At 63.8% G+C, this 14713-nt stretch carries 16 protein-coding genes; 6 read left to right on the top strand and 10 right to left on the bottom strand.

Going from position 1 to position 14713, the window contains the following annotated elements:
* Nucleotide 1: 1 nt before the first annotated feature.
* Together NOF53_RS01035 and NOF53_RS01030 are read left to right on the top strand one after the other, a co-directional pair.
* Nucleotides 2-865, top strand: a complete 864-nt coding sequence (locus NOF53_RS01035) for a TIGR03619 family F420-dependent LLM class oxidoreductase (RefSeq protein WP_255965113.1) — start codon at nt 2-4, stop codon at nt 863-865.
* Nucleotides 866-875: 10 nt separating this feature from the next.
* A complete protein-coding gene (locus NOF53_RS01030) occupies nt 876-1289 on the top strand; it encodes a nuclear transport factor 2 family protein (protein ID WP_255965112.1) in 414 nt (137 codons plus the stop codon).
* A 166-nt stretch (nt 1290-1455) separates the two neighbouring features.
* On the opposite strand, the gene NOF53_RS01025 is transcribed toward NOF53_RS01030, so the two are convergent.
* Nucleotides 1456-2712, bottom strand: a complete 1257-nt coding sequence (locus NOF53_RS01025) for a cytochrome P450 (protein WP_255965111.1) — start codon at nt 2710-2712, stop codon at nt 1456-1458.
* A 160-nt stretch (nt 2713-2872) separates the two neighbouring features.
* Between NOF53_RS01025 and NOF53_RS01020 the strand changes: the two genes are divergently transcribed.
* The 4 genes from NOF53_RS01020 to NOF53_RS01005 all read left to right on the top strand — a co-directional run bounded on the left by NOF53_RS01020 (nt 2873) and on the right by NOF53_RS01005 (nt 5825).
* Nucleotides 2873-4036 (top strand): steroid 3-ketoacyl-CoA thiolase, encoded by a 1164-nt coding sequence (locus NOF53_RS01020; RefSeq protein ID WP_255965110.1) that lies wholly within the window; start codon nt 2873-2875, stop codon nt 4034-4036.
* A gap of 9 nt (nt 4037-4045) precedes the next feature.
* A complete protein-coding gene (locus tag NOF53_RS01015; RefSeq protein WP_255965109.1) occupies nt 4046-4537 on the top strand; it encodes a nitroreductase family deazaflavin-dependent oxidoreductase in 492 nt (163 codons plus the stop codon).
* A 101-nt stretch (nt 4538-4638) separates the two neighbouring features.
* Complete coding sequence (locus tag NOF53_RS01010; protein ID WP_255965108.1) at nt 4639-5301, top strand: GNAT family N-acetyltransferase; 663 nt, start codon at nt 4639-4641, stop codon at nt 5299-5301.
* Between the two features lie 116 nt (nt 5302-5417).
* Nucleotides 5418-5825: a DNA-binding protein gene (locus NOF53_RS01005; protein WP_255965107.1), complete on the top strand. Its 408-nt coding sequence runs from the start codon at nt 5418-5420 to the stop codon at nt 5823-5825.
* Here the strand turns inward: NOF53_RS01005 and NOF53_RS01000 are convergent.
* The 9 genes from NOF53_RS01000 to NOF53_RS00960 form a co-directional block, all read right to left on the bottom strand.
* Nucleotides 5812-7428 (bottom strand): acyl-CoA synthetase, encoded by a 1617-nt coding sequence (locus tag NOF53_RS01000; protein WP_255965106.1) that lies wholly within the window; start codon nt 7426-7428, stop codon nt 5812-5814. The two genes, NOF53_RS01005 and NOF53_RS01000, sit on opposite strands and share 14 nt — an antisense overlap.
* Before the next feature lie 14 nt (nt 7429-7442).
* The gene (locus tag NOF53_RS00995; protein ID WP_255965105.1) at nt 7443-8687 is read right to left on the bottom strand and encodes a hypothetical protein; all 1245 of its coding nucleotides are present in this window, start codon (nt 8685-8687) and stop codon (nt 7443-7445) included.
* Between the two features lie 5 nt (nt 8688-8692).
* Nucleotides 8693-9271, bottom strand: coding sequence for a nuclear transport factor 2 family protein (locus NOF53_RS00990; RefSeq protein WP_255965104.1), 579 nt, complete (start codon nt 9269-9271; stop codon nt 8693-8695).
* 12 nt (nt 9272-9283) lie between these two features.
* Nucleotides 9284-9490 carry a ferredoxin gene (locus tag NOF53_RS00985; RefSeq protein ID WP_255965103.1) on the bottom strand — a complete coding sequence of 69 codons (207 nt, stop codon included), beginning with the start codon at nt 9488-9490 and terminating at the stop codon, nt 9284-9286.
* Nucleotides 9490-10842: a lanosterol 14-alpha demethylase gene (gene cyp51, locus NOF53_RS00980; protein WP_255965102.1), complete on the bottom strand. Its 1353-nt coding sequence runs from the start codon at nt 10840-10842 to the stop codon at nt 9490-9492. Before cyp51 ends, NOF53_RS00985 begins: the two co-directional genes overlap by 1 nt.
* The gene (locus NOF53_RS00975; RefSeq protein WP_255965101.1) at nt 10839-11624 is read right to left on the bottom strand and encodes an SDR family oxidoreductase; all 786 of its coding nucleotides are present in this window, start codon (nt 11622-11624) and stop codon (nt 10839-10841) included. Before NOF53_RS00975 ends, cyp51 begins: the two co-directional genes overlap by 4 nt.
* On the bottom strand, nt 11617-12843 hold the full coding sequence (locus NOF53_RS00970; RefSeq protein ID WP_255965100.1) for a cytochrome P450: 1227 nt from the start codon (nt 12841-12843) through the stop codon (nt 11617-11619). Before NOF53_RS00970 ends, NOF53_RS00975 begins: the two co-directional genes overlap by 8 nt.
* A gap of 6 nt (nt 12844-12849) precedes the next feature.
* The gene (locus tag NOF53_RS00965) at nt 12850-13410 is read right to left on the bottom strand and encodes a TetR/AcrR family transcriptional regulator (protein ID WP_255965418.1); all 561 of its coding nucleotides are present in this window, start codon (nt 13408-13410) and stop codon (nt 12850-12852) included.
* 64 nt (nt 13411-13474) lie between these two features.
* Nucleotides 13475-14689, bottom strand: a complete 1215-nt coding sequence (locus tag NOF53_RS00960) for a cytochrome P450 (RefSeq protein ID WP_255965099.1) — start codon at nt 14687-14689, stop codon at nt 13475-13477.
* Between the last annotated feature and the right edge of the window lie 24 nt (nt 14690-14713).

The raw sequence follows: 14713 nt of genomic DNA, 5'->3' as shown, positions 1-14713 counted from the left end.
CATGAAGTTCACCGTCGGCATCGCCATGAATCCTCTAGGTCAACTGCCTGCCCTCGCGAAAACAGCCGAGGAGTGCGGCTTCTCGTCCATCGCACTCCCCGACTCGCTGTTCTTCATGGAGAAGCAGAGCGCCGACTACCCGTACACCCCGGACGGTTCGCGGATGTGGAACGAGGAGACCCCGTGGGTGGATCCCCTGATCGCCGCCGCGGCGATGGGCGCGGTCACCTCCAGGATCGAGTTCTACACCCAGGTGCTCAAACTCGGATCACGTAATCCGGTACTCCTGGCCCGCCAGGTGGGATCGGTCGCCAACCTCATCGGCAACCGGTTCGGGTTCGGCGTCGGGATCGGCTGGGCACCCGAGGAATTCGAATGGTGCGGAGTGCCGTACCAGAAGCGCGGTGCGCGCGTCGACGAGATGATCGACGTCATCAAACTGATCCTCGGTGGCGGAATGGTCGAGTACCACGGTACTTTCTTCGATTTCGACCGCCTGCAGATGAGCCCGGCACCGACGAAGCCGGTACCGTTCTACGTCGGGGGGCACACCGACGTCGCACTTCGCCGTGCCGCGAGGGTCGGTGACGGCTGGACTTCGGCAATGATCAAGTTCGACGATCTCGTCCAGGTCATCGCGCGTCTGCGTGAGCTCCGGGAGGAGTACGGCCGGGCCGATCTGCCGTACGAAATCCAAACCGTGTGCATCGACCGTTTCGGCAAGGACGGGTACGCCGAATTGGCGGACGCCGGGGTGACCGACACGATCGTCGTCCCGTGGGTTTTCGACGGCATCGGCTTCGACGGACCGCTCGAAGCCAAGCAGGAATCGCTACGCAAGTTCGCCGACCAGTACATCGGATAGGGGTGTGGACATGACGACGACGGAACATCCCGCCCGCCTCGCCGGGCAGGCTTCCCGCGAGGCGGCCAGCGGCAGGCGCAAGGACGATTGGCTCGCGCTGTTCGCGGAAGACGCCTGCGTGGAAGACCCTGTCGGTCCCTCGGGTTTCGACCCGGAGGGCAAGGGGCATCGCGGGCTCGAAGCAATCTCACGGTTTTACGACATGACGATCGCGACCACCGAGTCGCTCGAATTTCTCATCGACGATTCCTTGGTGTGCGGCAACGAGAACGTGAATATCGGAACGATACGGTCGACCGTCGGGGGGTCGCAGATCGACGCCGAGGGCGTGTTCATCTACCGCGTAAACGAAGAAGGCAAGATCACGTCACTCCGCGCGTTCTGGGAGGTCGAACGGGCGATGAAGACTCTACGCACGGTCTGACACCCGAGCTTCTCGTCGAAGGCCCCGGTCCACCATCGGACCGGGGCCTTCGTCGTCGCGTGCAGTCGACGTCGTGCGTCTCGATTCGGGCATGAACAGGCAGGAAAGAGAACAGCGACGTCGGAGAGGATGAGGGTGCCCTCCGACGCCGCTGAATTTGTGGGGGTCAGTGCTTGACCGGGCAGCCGCCAGACGTCGTCTTGTAGTCCACCTGGAACTCCTTGATGCCGTTGAGCCAACCCGAGCGCAGACGCCGCGGATCTCCCAGCCTACTGATGTCGGGCAGGTGGTCTGCGATGGCATTGAAGATCAGGTCGATTTCGAGCCGGGCGAGGTTCGCGCCCAGGCAGAAGTGCGCACCCGTCCCACCGAAGCCGACATGCGGATTGTTCTCCCGCATGATGTCGAACTTCTCGGGATTGTCGAAGGCGTCCTCATCGAAATTAGCTGAACCGTAGAGCATTACGACTCGCTGACCCTTCTTGATCTGCACCCCTCCCAGCTCGGTGTCTTCGAGCGCCGTGCGCTGGAAGGAATTGACCGGGGTGGCCCAGCGAACGATCTCGTCGGCTGCCGTCTTCGGGCGTTCCTTCTTGTAGAGCTCCCACTGGTCGGGATGGTCGAGGAATGCGATCATGCCGTGCGTGATTGCGTTACGCGTGGTCTCGTTTCCGGCCACCGCCAAGAGAATGACGAAGAAGCCGAATTCCTCGGGAGAGAGTTCGTTTCCCTCGATGTCGGCTTCGATCAACGTGGTGACGATGTCGTTGGCCGGGCACTTCTTGCGCTCATCGGCCATTTGGTACGCGTAACCGAGAATCTCCATCGACGCCGCCTGGGGGTCGATGTCCAGTTCGGGATCGTCGTATCCGGTCATCTGATTCGACCAGTCGAAGACCTTGAGACGATCCTCCTGCGGCACGCCGAGAAGCTCGGCAATGGCCTGCAGGGGCAGTTCGCACGCGACCTGGGTGACGAAGTCGCCGGCACCCGATTCCGCGGCTTCCTTGACGATCTTCTCGGCGCGTTCGGTGAGTTCGTCCCGCAGGCTGTTGATCGCGCGTGGTGTGAATCCGCGGGCAACCAACTTGCGGAGCTTCGTGTGCTCGGGCGCGTCCTTGTTGATGAGGATGAAGCGCTGCATCTCGATGTTCTCGCGCGGAATATCGTCGGCGAAGCGGACAATCGCGGTGTTCTCGTGGGTGGAGAACACGTCGCTGCGCCGCGACACCTCCTTGACGTCGTCGAGCTTGCTCACGACCCAGTAGCCGTCGTCGTGGTAGCCACCGACCTCCGGCGGCTGCGGGTTCCACCAGATCGGCGCAGTCTTACGCAGCTCGGCGAACTCCTCGTAGGGGATGCGCTCTGCATAGATGTCCGGGTCGGTGAAGTCGAAACCCTCTGGAAGATTGGGCTGCGCCACTACTGTCTCCTGCCCTCAGCCATACACCACTTCGTGATGTGGAACACGTTCTACTAACATTGAAACACAAGCCAGGCGACTAGCAAAGGAAAGGTCATCCAGACCTTGCCTCTATAGGAGAACCTGTTCTATTTTCTGAGGACAAGGAAAGGAGCCCGCCGTGGGCACACCAGTAATCGTCGAGGCAGTGCGTACCCCCATCGGAAAGCGCGGTGGATGGCTGTCGGGATTGCACGCCGCCGAGATCCTCGGGGTGGTCCAGCGGGGACTTCTCGACCGCTCCGGCATCGACCCCGAATCGGTGGAGCAGGTGATCGGTGGTTGCGTCACCCAGGCGGGCGCGCAATCGAACAACATCACCCGCACGGCGTGGCTGCATGCCGGGCTGCCCTGGCAGGTCGGTGCCACGACTATCGACTGCCAGTGCGGGTCCGCGCAGCAGGCCAATCATCTGATCGCCGGACTCATCGCGACCGACGGCATCGACGTCGGAATCGCCTGCGGCATCGAAGCGATGAGCCAGGTCCCGCTCGGCGCGAATGTCGGCGAGAACGCCGGACCCCGTCGTCCCGTCGACTGGGACATCGACATGCCCAATCAGTTCGAGGCCGCTGAGCGCATCGCCCGTCGCCGCGGAATCACGCGAGCAGACGTCGAGGCACTCGGGGTCCGTTCGCAGGCCCGGGCCAAGCAGGCGTGGAACGAAGGGCGGTTCGATCGCGAAGTGCTGAAGGTGACGGCGCCCGTTGTCGACAAGGAAGGCAACCCCACCGGCGAAAGCCGAGTGGTCAGCCGGGATCAAGGCCTGCGCGACACGACCGCTGAGTCGCTGGCCAAGCTGAAGCCAGTCCTCGAGGGCGGCATCCACACAGCCGGAACCTCCTCACAAATTTCCGACGGCGCGGCCGCGGTGATGTTGATGGATGAGACCAGGGCACGCGCGCTGGGACTGACACCACGCGCCCGTATCGTCTCCCAAGCCCTCGTCGGATCGGAGCCCGAGTTCCATCTCGACGGCCCCGTCCAGGCCACCGCACGCGTGCTCGAACGCAGCGGAATGAAAATCGGTGACCTCGACCTGTTCGAGGTGAACGAAGCGTTCGCCTCCGTACTTCTGTCGTGGGCGTCGGTCCACGGTCCCGACATGGACAAGGTGAACGTGAACGGCGGCGCGCTCGCGCTCGGACATCCCGTGGGTAGCACCGGGTCCCGACTCATCACCACGGCGCTGCATGAACTCGAGCGCACCGACGGGTCGACGGCACTGATCACGATGTGCGCGGGCGGCGCGCTGGCAACCGGCACCATCATCGAGCGGATCTAGGATCTGTTGATGAATCCACCCGCCCCCGCCCCCGCCCGACCGCCCGGCCTCGACTCGAAGTGGACGGTCTCGTTCATCAAGTGGATGTCGAAGATCAATGTCTTCCTGTACCGGCGTACGGGCGGGCGACTGGGCAGCAAGTGGCGGGTGGGCAGCGCCTTCCCCCGCGGGTTGCCCGTCTGCCTGCTCACCACCACCGGCCGCAAGAGTGGTGAACCTCGGGTCAGCCCGTTGCTGTTCCTCGAGGACGGCGAGCGCATCATCCTCGTCGCCTCGCAGGGCGGTCTGCCGAAGCACCCGATGTGGTACCTGAATTTGCGGAGCGATCCGGCGGTCACGATCCAGGTCAAGTCGCGGGTGCGGCCGATGACGGCCCGCGTCGCCACCGCCGAAGAACGCGCGCAACTGTGGCCGCGCCTCGTCGACATGTACGCGGATTTCGACAATTACCAGGCCTGGACCGAGCGGACGATCCCCGTCGTCATCTGCAGTCCGCGATAAATCTGTATGTACCGCCGGGTAACGGATGCCATGTCCGGGGACTTCTTGCAGTATTGACTCCGTACGGAAGATGTACGACGGCCGAGGCGAGGAATACGGATATGACGACACAGGTTCAAGATCGGATACACGACCGCCGAGAGCTCACCGCAGCCCTTTTGCGCGCGCTCGAACGGCGACACGAAGTCCTCGATGCCATCGTCGACAGCAAGGATCATGCCGAGGCGCTCACCACCGTGGCCGGACTCCTCGACACTTCCGAGGCGTACGCGGAAGCCGTCCTCAATCTGACGTTCCGTCGCCTCACCAAGGACGAACGTCTCCGCATTCAGTCGGAACTCGAGGATCTCGACGCGAAGTTGGAGTGGACGGCGTCCGACCGCCCGGCGAGCACCGGCCGGAACTTCCGTTTGCGTCCATTCACGCCCACCGACGAGGACGCCGAGCTGTTCCGCCGCCGCTGCGCCGAACAGGAAGAAGACGGCACTCTGTGGTCGCAGGAGCGGATCGAGAAGGAACGCGCGGAGGGTCTGAAGCGAATCGACGACGAGTCCGCAGCGTGGTTCGTCTGTGAAGACACCGCCGAGAAGGCCTCCGTCGGGCTGGTCTTCGGTGAGCTCACCGGACGCGAAGTCGACGTAGCCATTTGGGTGGCACCCGAAGCCCGCAAGAAGGGGTACGGCACCGCCGCCGTGAAGCACAGCCGCCAGGAACTCGCAGCGGAGTTCCCCGGCACAGTCCTGGTCGTCCGCGCACCCGCCTGACCCGCACGGGGGTGGCAAAGTACGCCGGCGCGTACTTTGCCACCGCTTTTAGAGGTGAACATGTCGTTTACAACAATTTGTTGACAACGCCTGGAAGAGGGTGCAGCATCGAGTGCATGCCCACCGACCCGTTCACCCCACCCAACCCCAGCCGTGAGCGCGCGCACCGCGAGTATGCGGGCCTCTTCCGCATCGCCGAAAGGCACGGCGCCACCCCGCAGCAGCGTGCCCGCCAATCACATCCCGAAATGCTGGAACCACTCGGCGCAATCCGTGTGGTCGCAGCACTCGCGGGCGGCACGACCACGCCAGAGCCCGGCGAACCCGATGTCGACGACGCCGACGTCACCGCGGCGCTGAGTCTGATCCCCAAGGCGCGCGCGGAGATGGACCAGCTGGAGGCGCTGTTCCTCGGAGTTGCTCGTCAGCGGGGGATGACGTGGCAGGAAATCGCTTTCGGTCTCGGCCTCGGCAGCACTCAAGCGGCTCGGCAGCGGTACGAACGCCTGGTCAGCCGGACATGACGCGGTGGTCGGGTTCGCGCTGCTTGGTGACGCCCTGCGCCCAGCGGTAATCAGGTTTGCCGCTGGGTGTGCGCTGTACAGCGCCTTCCACCCATACGAGCCGCGGAATCTTGTACCCGGCGAGACTCTGCCGCACGTGCTGTTCGAGGCCGTCGAAGTCGATTCCCGCATCGCGTGGCTGCACCACTGCGGAGACTCGGTGCCCCCAGCGTTCGTCGGGCACACCGACGACGATGGCGTCGTAGACGTCTCGATACGCCTTCACCACGCTCTCGACCTCTTCGGCGAACACCTTTTCACCGCCGGTGTTGATCACCATGTTGCCGCGCCCGAGCAGAGTGATCGAACCGTCCTCCTCGATGCGCGCACGGTCACCGGTGACCACGACGGGCTTGCCGTCGACCTCCCGGAAGATTTCCCTCGTCTTCTCGGGATCGTTGTAGTAACCGAGCGGGACGTAGCCGCCCTTGGCGAACCAGCCGTCCTTGCCGGAGCCGGGCTCGATGGGACGGTTGTCGTCGCCGATCACCATGGCATACCGTCCGGCGGGTACCCTCGGGCCACCCACTTGCTTCTCCCCCTTGGTCGCGAATCCAATTCCTCCGAAGCCTGTTTCGGAGGCGCCGATGGAGTCCGACACCACCAGGTCGGGGAACTCTTCGAGAAACGCATCCTTGATCACCGGCGAGAACAGCGCCGCACCCGACGCGACCACCGCGAGGCTGGACGTGTCGGTGCGCGAGGACTGACGAGCCTCGATGAGCGGACGTCCCATCGCATCCCCGGTGATGATGAGGATCTGCACCCGGTGTCGCTCGACCAATTCCCAGGTCCGGTGCGGATCGAATTTCGACTCCAGAAGCACTGTGTTGCCGCTGAACAGCGCGGTGAGGGTCGGCATCATCGCCGCCGCATGAATCAGCGGGGGCAACGCGAACCACAACGTCGGATCGCCCTCGGACCCCACACGGGACTGCTGATATTCGTCTTCGATGGCCTCACCGGTGTAGAAGTCGAGGCCGCCGGCGAGAACTCGCCAGATGGACTCGTGCGTCCACACGACACCTTTGGGACGTCCCGTGGTGCCGCCGGTGTACATGATGAACAGATCGTCGTTGCTGCGCTCGTCGAAGTCCCTTCGGCCGCTGCCGGACAGCGCTTCCTCGTACGGCACGGATTCACTGTGCACCCCGGCACCACCGAGGTCGTCCTCGACGACGACGGTGTACCGGATCTTCGGCAGCGACGGCAAAACTTCGGCGATCCGCGGCGAGTAGATCCGATGATGGACGACGGCCTCCAAGTCGGCGTTGCCGTAGACGTACGCGAGTTCGTCGCTGGTGTAGCGGTAGTTGATATTGACGGGAACTGCTCGGATCTTGAAGGCGGCCAGCAGCGTCTCTATCGTCTCGATCGAATTATGCAGGTGCACACCGATATGCGAGCCCGCGGTCAGGCCCGCCCTCCGGAAGTTGTGGGCCAGGCGGTTGGCCCGGTCCTCGAGTTCGCGGTAGGTGATCCGCCGTCCGGCCGCAATCAGCGCAACCCGGTCCGGCATGACGTCGACGGAGTGTTCGAAGAGGTCGGCAAGGTTGTATGCCATGGACTTGTCCTCTTTCAGACGACAGTGAGGGGTAGCGGTATGCCGCGGTCGGTGAAGGCGAAGTCGGCGCCCGTGCTGAACCGGGTGAGCGCCACCTCGGATGCCTCCTTGGTGGGTGCCTTGCCTGTGACGACCTCCACCGTGAGCGCCGTATCCGTCTCCTCGATGACACGTGCGGAGAAGCGCGGCGATACCCCGCGCAGCAGCGCGTCGAGCGGCTGCAGGTGTGCGCCGTCGATCATCGAGAGCCAGGCACCGTCTGCGTCGGCCCCACAGTCCCTCCGAATGGTGAGAAAGAGACGATCTGCGAGTGTGGTTGTCACATCGACGTACTGACGGGGATTGAGCGCCGGGTGGACGGCGAGCACTGCTGCGAGTCCCTCGAGGTCGTCCGGCAGTCCGAGCGCATTCCGGATCCGCTCGGACGTGAGTCCGGCGATACCGGTGAATTGTTTGCGTGCGATCGTCATCGCCGACGCCTCGTCGGTGCGTGACCGCACCGCCAACAGGAATCCGAGCGTGAGCAGGTGCTGTTGCAGGCACACTTCCTCCGCCATCCGGACGAGCGCCGAATGGGAGAACTCCGAGAACCTCAGATCGCTCAGGAGTGCATCCGAGTAATCATGGCGGCCGGGTTCACTGGTGTCGATGGGCGACAACTCGACCGCGGCGGCCCTCGACCTGCCGAGCGTCACCAGACCCTTGGGCACCGGCGGTGGTGTGTGTGCGTCGTCGATGGTCACAGTCCACTTGCAGTGCGGAGTGCGATCCGCCGGGCGCCGGGGCGGACGGTGCACCGGTCGCACCTGCGCGTGCGGATTGGTGGCCAGCGCGGTCGCGTCGAACGTCGGGTCCTCGATGTCGTGACACATCGAGGTGACGTACTCGTCCCCCATCGGCTCCACGTCCATGAGGGCGCCACAGTGGTCGAGCCAGAACTCACCGTGATCGTGATCGATCACGCGGTATCGAAAGTCCATGAATTGTGGGGGCGCGCCGATGTCGAGCTGCAGGCCCTTGAAGATGGTCACCACGCCGTCGCCCTCGAACGCCAGCGCGCGCTGCATCCGCTTGGTGTAGATCGGGCTCGCCGCCATCCACTCTTCGATCGCGACCTGCGTCATTCCCTCGCGTCCAAACGCGCCGATCAGGTGCGGCATCCCGGAGCGATCGATCAGATGACCACACAGGAGCAGTTCCGGCACGAGCACCGCGAGATCCTCACGGGACAGGTCCGCGAACGACGTGGGAACCCGCACGGCACTCACCACAACGGAACCGGGGCCTGGCCCAACGGGTACCACCCGGGAAGCCGGCCGGAGGTCGATCGCGCGATACGCGCGTTCATACCGTCGGACATCGCGTTGTTCGTGATCATCTCGAGGAACAGGGCAGAGACGTTACCGAAGTCGAAGAAGTCACGCTGCCACGACCATTGGAAGTTGCCGCCGTAGCGGAACCAGCTGCCGCCGATCCCGTACACCTGATAGTGGGTGCCGTCCTCACGAGTGCGGTCGGAGACCTGTTTCCAGAACCCGATGACGTCGCCGCTGCGGTCATCGATGACAATTTTCTGATACGGGTACTCCCAGCCGTCCAGCCCCTCCATCTCCTGCCCGAGCGCCAGGTCTCGAATTTCGTCGCGGCCGACGGCCATGAAGTCGTCCTTGGGGCCGTAGTTCCATCCGTAGGTGGCGTCCACTGTGTACATCTCGGCGAGCGGCTTCCAGTCGCCGAGCGATTCACAGCGCTTGTTCTCGTCTATCCACCGCTGCACCATCTCGTCCAGCTCGGCGCGATCGAACTGCACCGCCGGGCCGATCCTTCGATCGAACTGGGACATCAGGCGTCTCCTTCACGAGGTTTCATTGTCTTCGACGATCCGCAACGCCTGGGTGGGACAGAAGCGCACGGCGCTCTCCACATCCGCGCGCAGCGACTCGGGCGGGGCAGTATCCACGATCTCGACCTGCCCGTGCTTCGGTACGGCGAACACGTCGGGTGCCTCGAGCTCACACATGGCGTGGCCCTGGCACAAATCGAGGTCGGCTTCGACTTTCATCACTTACAACGCTTCCGGTACCTCACCGCACAAGGCTGCTGCAGCTGAACCACCATCTTGCTGTGATCGTTGCGGTACGTCTCCGACGGTTGAGCCATCTCGAATTCCCAGTCCTGCAGTAGGATCGAGAAAATCGCCTTCAGCTGCATCAACGCGAACGCCGCACCGACGCATCGGTGCCGGCCCGCACCGAACGGAATCCACGTCCACCGGTTGACGATGTCTTCCTGGTTGGGATCGAGGTACCGCTCGGGGTCGAACGCATCCGGGTTCGGGAAGTCCTCGGCCAAGCGGTTCGAAATCGCCGGCGTCGCGGCCACGAGGTCACCCTCGGCGATCCGGTAACCGCCCACCTCGAAGTCGGCCTGCGCGACCCGCAGCAGGATGATCAGCGGCGGATGCAGGCGCAACGTTTCCTTCAGCACTGCTTCGAGTTTCGGGATCTGTCGTAGCGCACCGAAGCTGATGTCGGAACCGTCGGAGTACAGGTCGTCGAGCTCTCCCACGACCTGCTTGGCGTAATCGGGATGGCGCAGCAGTTCGATCAGCGTCCATGCCGCTGTACCGGAGGTGGTGTGGTGCCCGGCGAACATCATCGAGATGAACATGCCCGTGATCTCGTCGGCACTGAATCGTTCGTTGCCGTTCTCGTCCTTGATCGAGACCAGAACGTCGAGCATGTCCCGGTCTTCCTTGCCTTGCGGAGGATTGGCGATCCGGTCTGTCATGATGTCCTGAACAAGGGCGACCAGCTGCACCCGGGCCTCGTCCCGTCGCCGGAAGCTCTCTATATCGGCGTAGGGGTCGACGAACGCGATCGCGTCCGTTCCCTGCTCGAGTTCGTGGTACAGCTGCGCGAAGCGTCCGTCGAGTTGATCCCGGAACTTCTTGCCGATGAGGCAGGCCGAAGAGGTATAGATGGTGAGCTCCGCGAAGAACTCGAGGAGGTCGATCTCGCCCTCGTCGTCCCAGCGCGACACCATGCGGTCGACCTCGTGGGCGATCGTGGCGGCGTGCCCCTTCATCTGCTCGCCGCGCAGAGCCTGGTTGTGCAGCATCTCCTTGCGCCGTTCGGGGCTGGCGTCGAACACGACACCCTCGCCGAAGATCGGCTTCATGAACGGATAGGCCGCCTGCTGATCCAGGTCCTCGTCGCTCGATCGGAAAAAGAACTCGTTCGCTTCCGCCCCCGACAACATGATGACGGTGCGGTCCACCAACTGGAAGGCACCCACGTCGCCGCACTCCTCGCGCACCCGTCGCATCAGGGCAATGGGGTCGGTGCGCAGTTCCTCGAGGTGGCCGTGTTCGCGCTCGCCGCCCGAAACCCGCGGCGGTGTGGTCAGATTCATGAGACGTCCTTTCGCAGGGGCGCCTCGGGCTGAACCTCGATCAGCACCAGGTGCGCCCCGCGGGGCGCACTCACGGTGGCGACGACGGCATCAGCGATCGCGGACGCACGCAAGAAGTAGGAGTGGCGGGCGAATCCCCATTTCGCCCAGTCCTCGAGGACGGGTCCGATGACCTCCTCGGTGGTGTTCATGCCCATGGCGGTCTGCGTGGGTCCGGGACGGACGATGGACGCACGGATACCGGTGCCTTCCAACTCCATCCGCATCTGCCTGCCCATCGCCTCCACACCGGTTTTCGCAGCGTTGTAGGCGCCCATCCGCGGACGTGGTGAGTCTGCGCAATCCGATCCGATCAGCACGAAGTCACCACGCTTGCGTTCGATCATGCCGGGAAGAATGCGATGCGCGAGCCGCTGCGCACCCACGAGGTGTACATCGACCTGCTTCAGGAACTGGTCGGGATCCATCTCGTGTGCGGTGGAGAACTCGAGGTCGCCTGCGCCGGACAGCACGATCTCCGTCGGACCGAAGGTGTTCTCGGCTGCTGTCACGAAGTCGCTCACGGACGCCGTGTCCGTGACGTCGAGGAAGTGCGCGAAAGCGTCACCACCGTTGCTCCGGATCTTGTCGGCGATTACCTCGCATTCCGCTACTCGGCGGGCCCCTAGAGCCACGGGATGGCCGAGTTCGGCAAGGGCATAGGCGGTTGCGGTACCGATACCCGAGGAGGCACCGCTGATGATTGCGGGGCGCCGCGGCGAATGGGGCTCGAACCTAGGCATGACGGACCTGCACTTTCAGAGGAAGCGAGGCGAAACCTCGGACGTTGGTCGAATGGACTCGCACAGAATTCGTTTCGTCCACTTCGAAACTCTCGACTTTTTCGACCAGCTGCGTCAGCGCGATCTTCGCTTCGAGACGGGCCATGTGCGCGCCCAGGCAGAAGTGGGTGCCGCCGCCGAAGCTCGCGAGCTTGTTGCTGCTGTCCCGGCCGATGCGGTACTCGTCCGCATCGTCGAATACGGCCGAGTCGCGGTTCGCGGAACCGATCAGGATCAGCACCTTGTCCCCCGCCGGAATGGTCGCATCGTGCAAGGAGACGTCGACCGCCGCGGTGCGGGCCACCATCTGACTCGAGGTGTCATAGCGGAGCGTCTCCTCCACCCATTCCGGCACCCGGCTCTGGTCACCGAGGACCTTGCGCGCCTCCTCGGGAAACTTCGAGCCCCAATACAGGGCGTTGCCGAGCAGCTTCGTGGTGGTCTCGTTGCCCGCCACCACCATGAGAAACATGAACGCGATGATCTCGTCGTCGGTGAGCCGATCACCATCGATCTCGGCCTCGAGCAAGGCCGACGTCAGATCGTCCACAGGCCTCTTGCGCCGCTCGGCGATCATGTCCGCGTAGTAACCCACGAGGTACAGCGACGCCTCCATGGCCGCCTGGGGAACGTCCAGGACACCTTCCTCCCGGTGCACCACCAGGTCGGCGAGTCGCCGCAGTTCGGAACGGTCCGTTTCCGGGACACCCATCAGTTCCGAGATGACGTCCATGGGGAGCTTGCCCGCGAACTCCGCGATCCAGTCGAACTCCCCGGACGCGAGTGCGGGGTCGAGATACTGTGTCGTCAGATCCTCGATACGCCCGTGCAGTTCGTTGACACGCCGAGGCGTGAAACCCCGGGAGACCAACTGCCGCATCCGCATGTGGCGCGGATCGTCCATCGCCAGGAACGACATCGTCTTGTACGCCTTCGGACCGTAGGCGGCCGGATCGAGAGACACACCGTTGGCGCTCGACAGCCTCGTGTTGTCCCGGAACGCTGCAACGACGTCCTCGTGCCGCGAGAGCGCCCAGAAGTCGAGTTCCGGGTTGTAGTAGACCGGCGCCTCTTCCCTCAGTCGGCGGTAGGTGACGTAGGGATCCTCATGAAAGGCGTAATCGTAGGGATTGAACGTCACCGGATCGAGTGACGCTCCGGGGATCGACGCTGCGGTCATGTGTATTCACTCCAGGATCAGCTTGGCGGAAGTTTCCAGTCGATCTGCGAATTCGGTGTACGACCCGTAGCCCATGCCCGCGCGAACCAACCCACCGGCGTACAGCAGCTCCAGTGACTCGAGTACGTCCGGATCGGGATTGCTGCCGAGTGCGTCCGCAAGTCGTTGCCGGATCTCGATTCCGATCCGCGTGCGCAGGTGCTCCACATCGGGGTCCCGGCCGAGCAATGCGCTGGTGACCGCGCCGGCCAACTCCGGTTCGTCGGCGACCAACAGCGCGATGTGCCGCAGCACTGCCACCACCCGTCCCGTCCGGTCGAGACTCGCGTCAGCCTCCTCCGGTGAAGCGGCGAGGCGGCGCCAGAACACTTCGGCGACGAGGTGCTCCTTGGAAGAGAAGTACGTGTACGCAGTCGCCGGGGCCACCCCGGCGAGCCCGGCCACCGATCGGACGGTGAGGCCGGCGAATCCTTCTGCCCGCAACACCTCGACAGCTGCCTTGGTCAGACGGTCGACGGTATCGGCCTGCTTTTCGGTCAGGCGACGGCGGGTGGACTCGAAACTCATCTTACTGGACACGTGTCTGGACGCTACTACAGTTTAGTCGGCCTGGCAACGAAAATCCCTCGATCTACCGTCGGCGCGGGTGAATTCGCACGGGCATCGTCTTGATGCCACTGATGAAGTTCGATCGCAATCGCGTCACGGGGCCGGTCGGTTCTACGCGGTCGATTCGGGCGGCCATCGTCTCGAACAGGATCCGCAACTCCAGTCGCGCCAGGTGCGCACCGAGGCAGAAGTGGATTCCGCTGCCACCGAAAGCGACGTGCGGGTTGGGCGTTCGTCCGATATCGAAGCGGTACGGCTCCTCGAACACATCCTCGTCACGGTTGGCGCTGGGGTAGTAAATGACCACCTTGTCACCCGCAGCAACCGGCTGGTCACCGATCATCGCATCACGAGTTGCGGTGCGCCGGAAATCCATCACCGGCGTGACCCACCGCAGGATCTCCTCGACCGCGGTCGCGGCAAGTTCGGGCCCGGCCTGCAATCGGCGCCACTGCTCGGGATTGTCGATGAAAGCCTGCATGCCGCCCGCCGTGGCATTACGCGTCGTTTCGTTCCCCGCGACCACGAGGAGAACGAAGAACATGTTGAATTCCATCTCGGTGAGGGTGTCGCCGTTCTCATCCGGCTGGACCAACTTGGTGACGATGTCGTCACGCGGTTCTCTGCGCCGTTCGGCCGCCAATTCATTGGCGTACAGAAAGATTTCCATCGCCGCGAGCTCGCCGTCCGCCTGGGTGGTGCCGTACTCGGGGTCGTCGAAGCCGATCATCCGGTTGGACCAGTCGTAGAGTCTGTCGACGTCCGACGAGGGCGCGCCGAGGAGAGCCGCGATCACCTCGAGCGGCAGGGGGGCCGCGGCGCGGGGCACGAAATCGACCTCTCCCGCCTCGAGTAGGTCGTCGACGATTTGCGAGCAGATGTCCCGGATGTGCGCCTCCAGCGACTTGACCATGCGCGGCGTGAATCCGCGACTGACCAACTGGCGCAACCGAGTATGGTCCGGCGGGTCCAGATTGACGAGCATGGCAGCTTGCTTCGCCCTGGTTTCCTCGTCGAAGTCGTCGATCTGCGTGGTACCCACTGCGGAGGAGAACGTGACGCTGTCCCGCGAGACGGCAACTACGTCAGCATGCCTCGTCACGGCCCAATAACCGGAGCCGTTCTCCTCGGATTGCCAATACACGGGTTCGCTCGCCCGCAGGTGGTCGAAGAACGCGTAGGGCACCGCCTCCGCGTAGACATCGGGGGATTTGAGATCAATCCGAGACGCGGTCATTCACTGCTCCTCGATCGATAAACG

Source organism: Rhodococcus tibetensis (assembly GCF_024438035.1).
Taxonomy (GTDB): domain Bacteria; phylum Actinomycetota; class Actinomycetes; order Mycobacteriales; family Mycobacteriaceae; genus Rhodococcus_F; species Rhodococcus_F tibetensis.
Note: the sequence above shows the minus strand (reverse complement) of the source record. Positions and strands in the feature narration are given on the sequence as shown.

Excerpts from the sequence above, each read along its gene's own strand:
- NOF53_RS01030 (WP_255965112.1), top strand. The coding sequence starts at position 876 with ATGACGACGACGGAACATCCCGCCCGCCTCGCCGGGCAGGCTTCCCGC.
- NOF53_RS01010 (WP_255965108.1), top strand. The coding sequence starts at position 4,639 with ATGACGACACAGGTTCAAGATCGGATACACGACCGCCGAGAGCTCACC.
- NOF53_RS01000 (WP_255965106.1), bottom strand. The coding sequence starts at position 7,428 with ATGGCATACAACCTTGCCGACCTCTTCGAACACTCCGTCGACGTCATG.
- NOF53_RS00960 (WP_255965099.1), bottom strand. The coding sequence starts at position 14,689 with ATGACCGCGTCTCGGATTGATCTCAAATCCCCCGATGTCTACGCGGAG.
- NOF53_RS00965 (WP_255965418.1), bottom strand. The coding sequence starts at position 13,410 with ATGAGTTTCGAGTCCACCCGCCGTCGCCTGACCGAAAAGCAGGCCGAT.
- NOF53_RS00985 (WP_255965103.1), bottom strand. The coding sequence starts at position 9,490 with ATGAAAGTCGAAGCCGACCTCGATTTGTGCCAGGGCCACGCCATGTGT.
- NOF53_RS01035 (WP_255965113.1), top strand. The coding sequence starts at position 2 with ATGAAGTTCACCGTCGGCATCGCCATGAATCCTCTAGGTCAACTGCCT.
- NOF53_RS00970 (WP_255965100.1), bottom strand. The coding sequence starts at position 12,843 with ATGACCGCAGCGTCGATCCCCGGAGCGTCACTCGATCCGGTGACGTTC.
- cyp51 (WP_255965102.1), bottom strand. The coding sequence starts at position 10,842 with ATGAATCTGACCACACCGCCGCGGGTTTCGGGCGGCGAGCGCGAACAC.
- NOF53_RS00990 (WP_255965104.1), bottom strand. The coding sequence starts at position 9,271 with ATGTCCCAGTTCGATCGAAGGATCGGCCCGGCGGTGCAGTTCGATCGC.
- NOF53_RS01015 (WP_255965109.1), top strand. The coding sequence starts at position 4,046 with ATGAATCCACCCGCCCCCGCCCCCGCCCGACCGCCCGGCCTCGACTCG.
- NOF53_RS00975 (WP_255965101.1), bottom strand. The coding sequence starts at position 11,624 with ATGCCTAGGTTCGAGCCCCATTCGCCGCGGCGCCCCGCAATCATCAGC.
- NOF53_RS01005 (WP_255965107.1), top strand. The coding sequence starts at position 5,418 with ATGCCCACCGACCCGTTCACCCCACCCAACCCCAGCCGTGAGCGCGCG.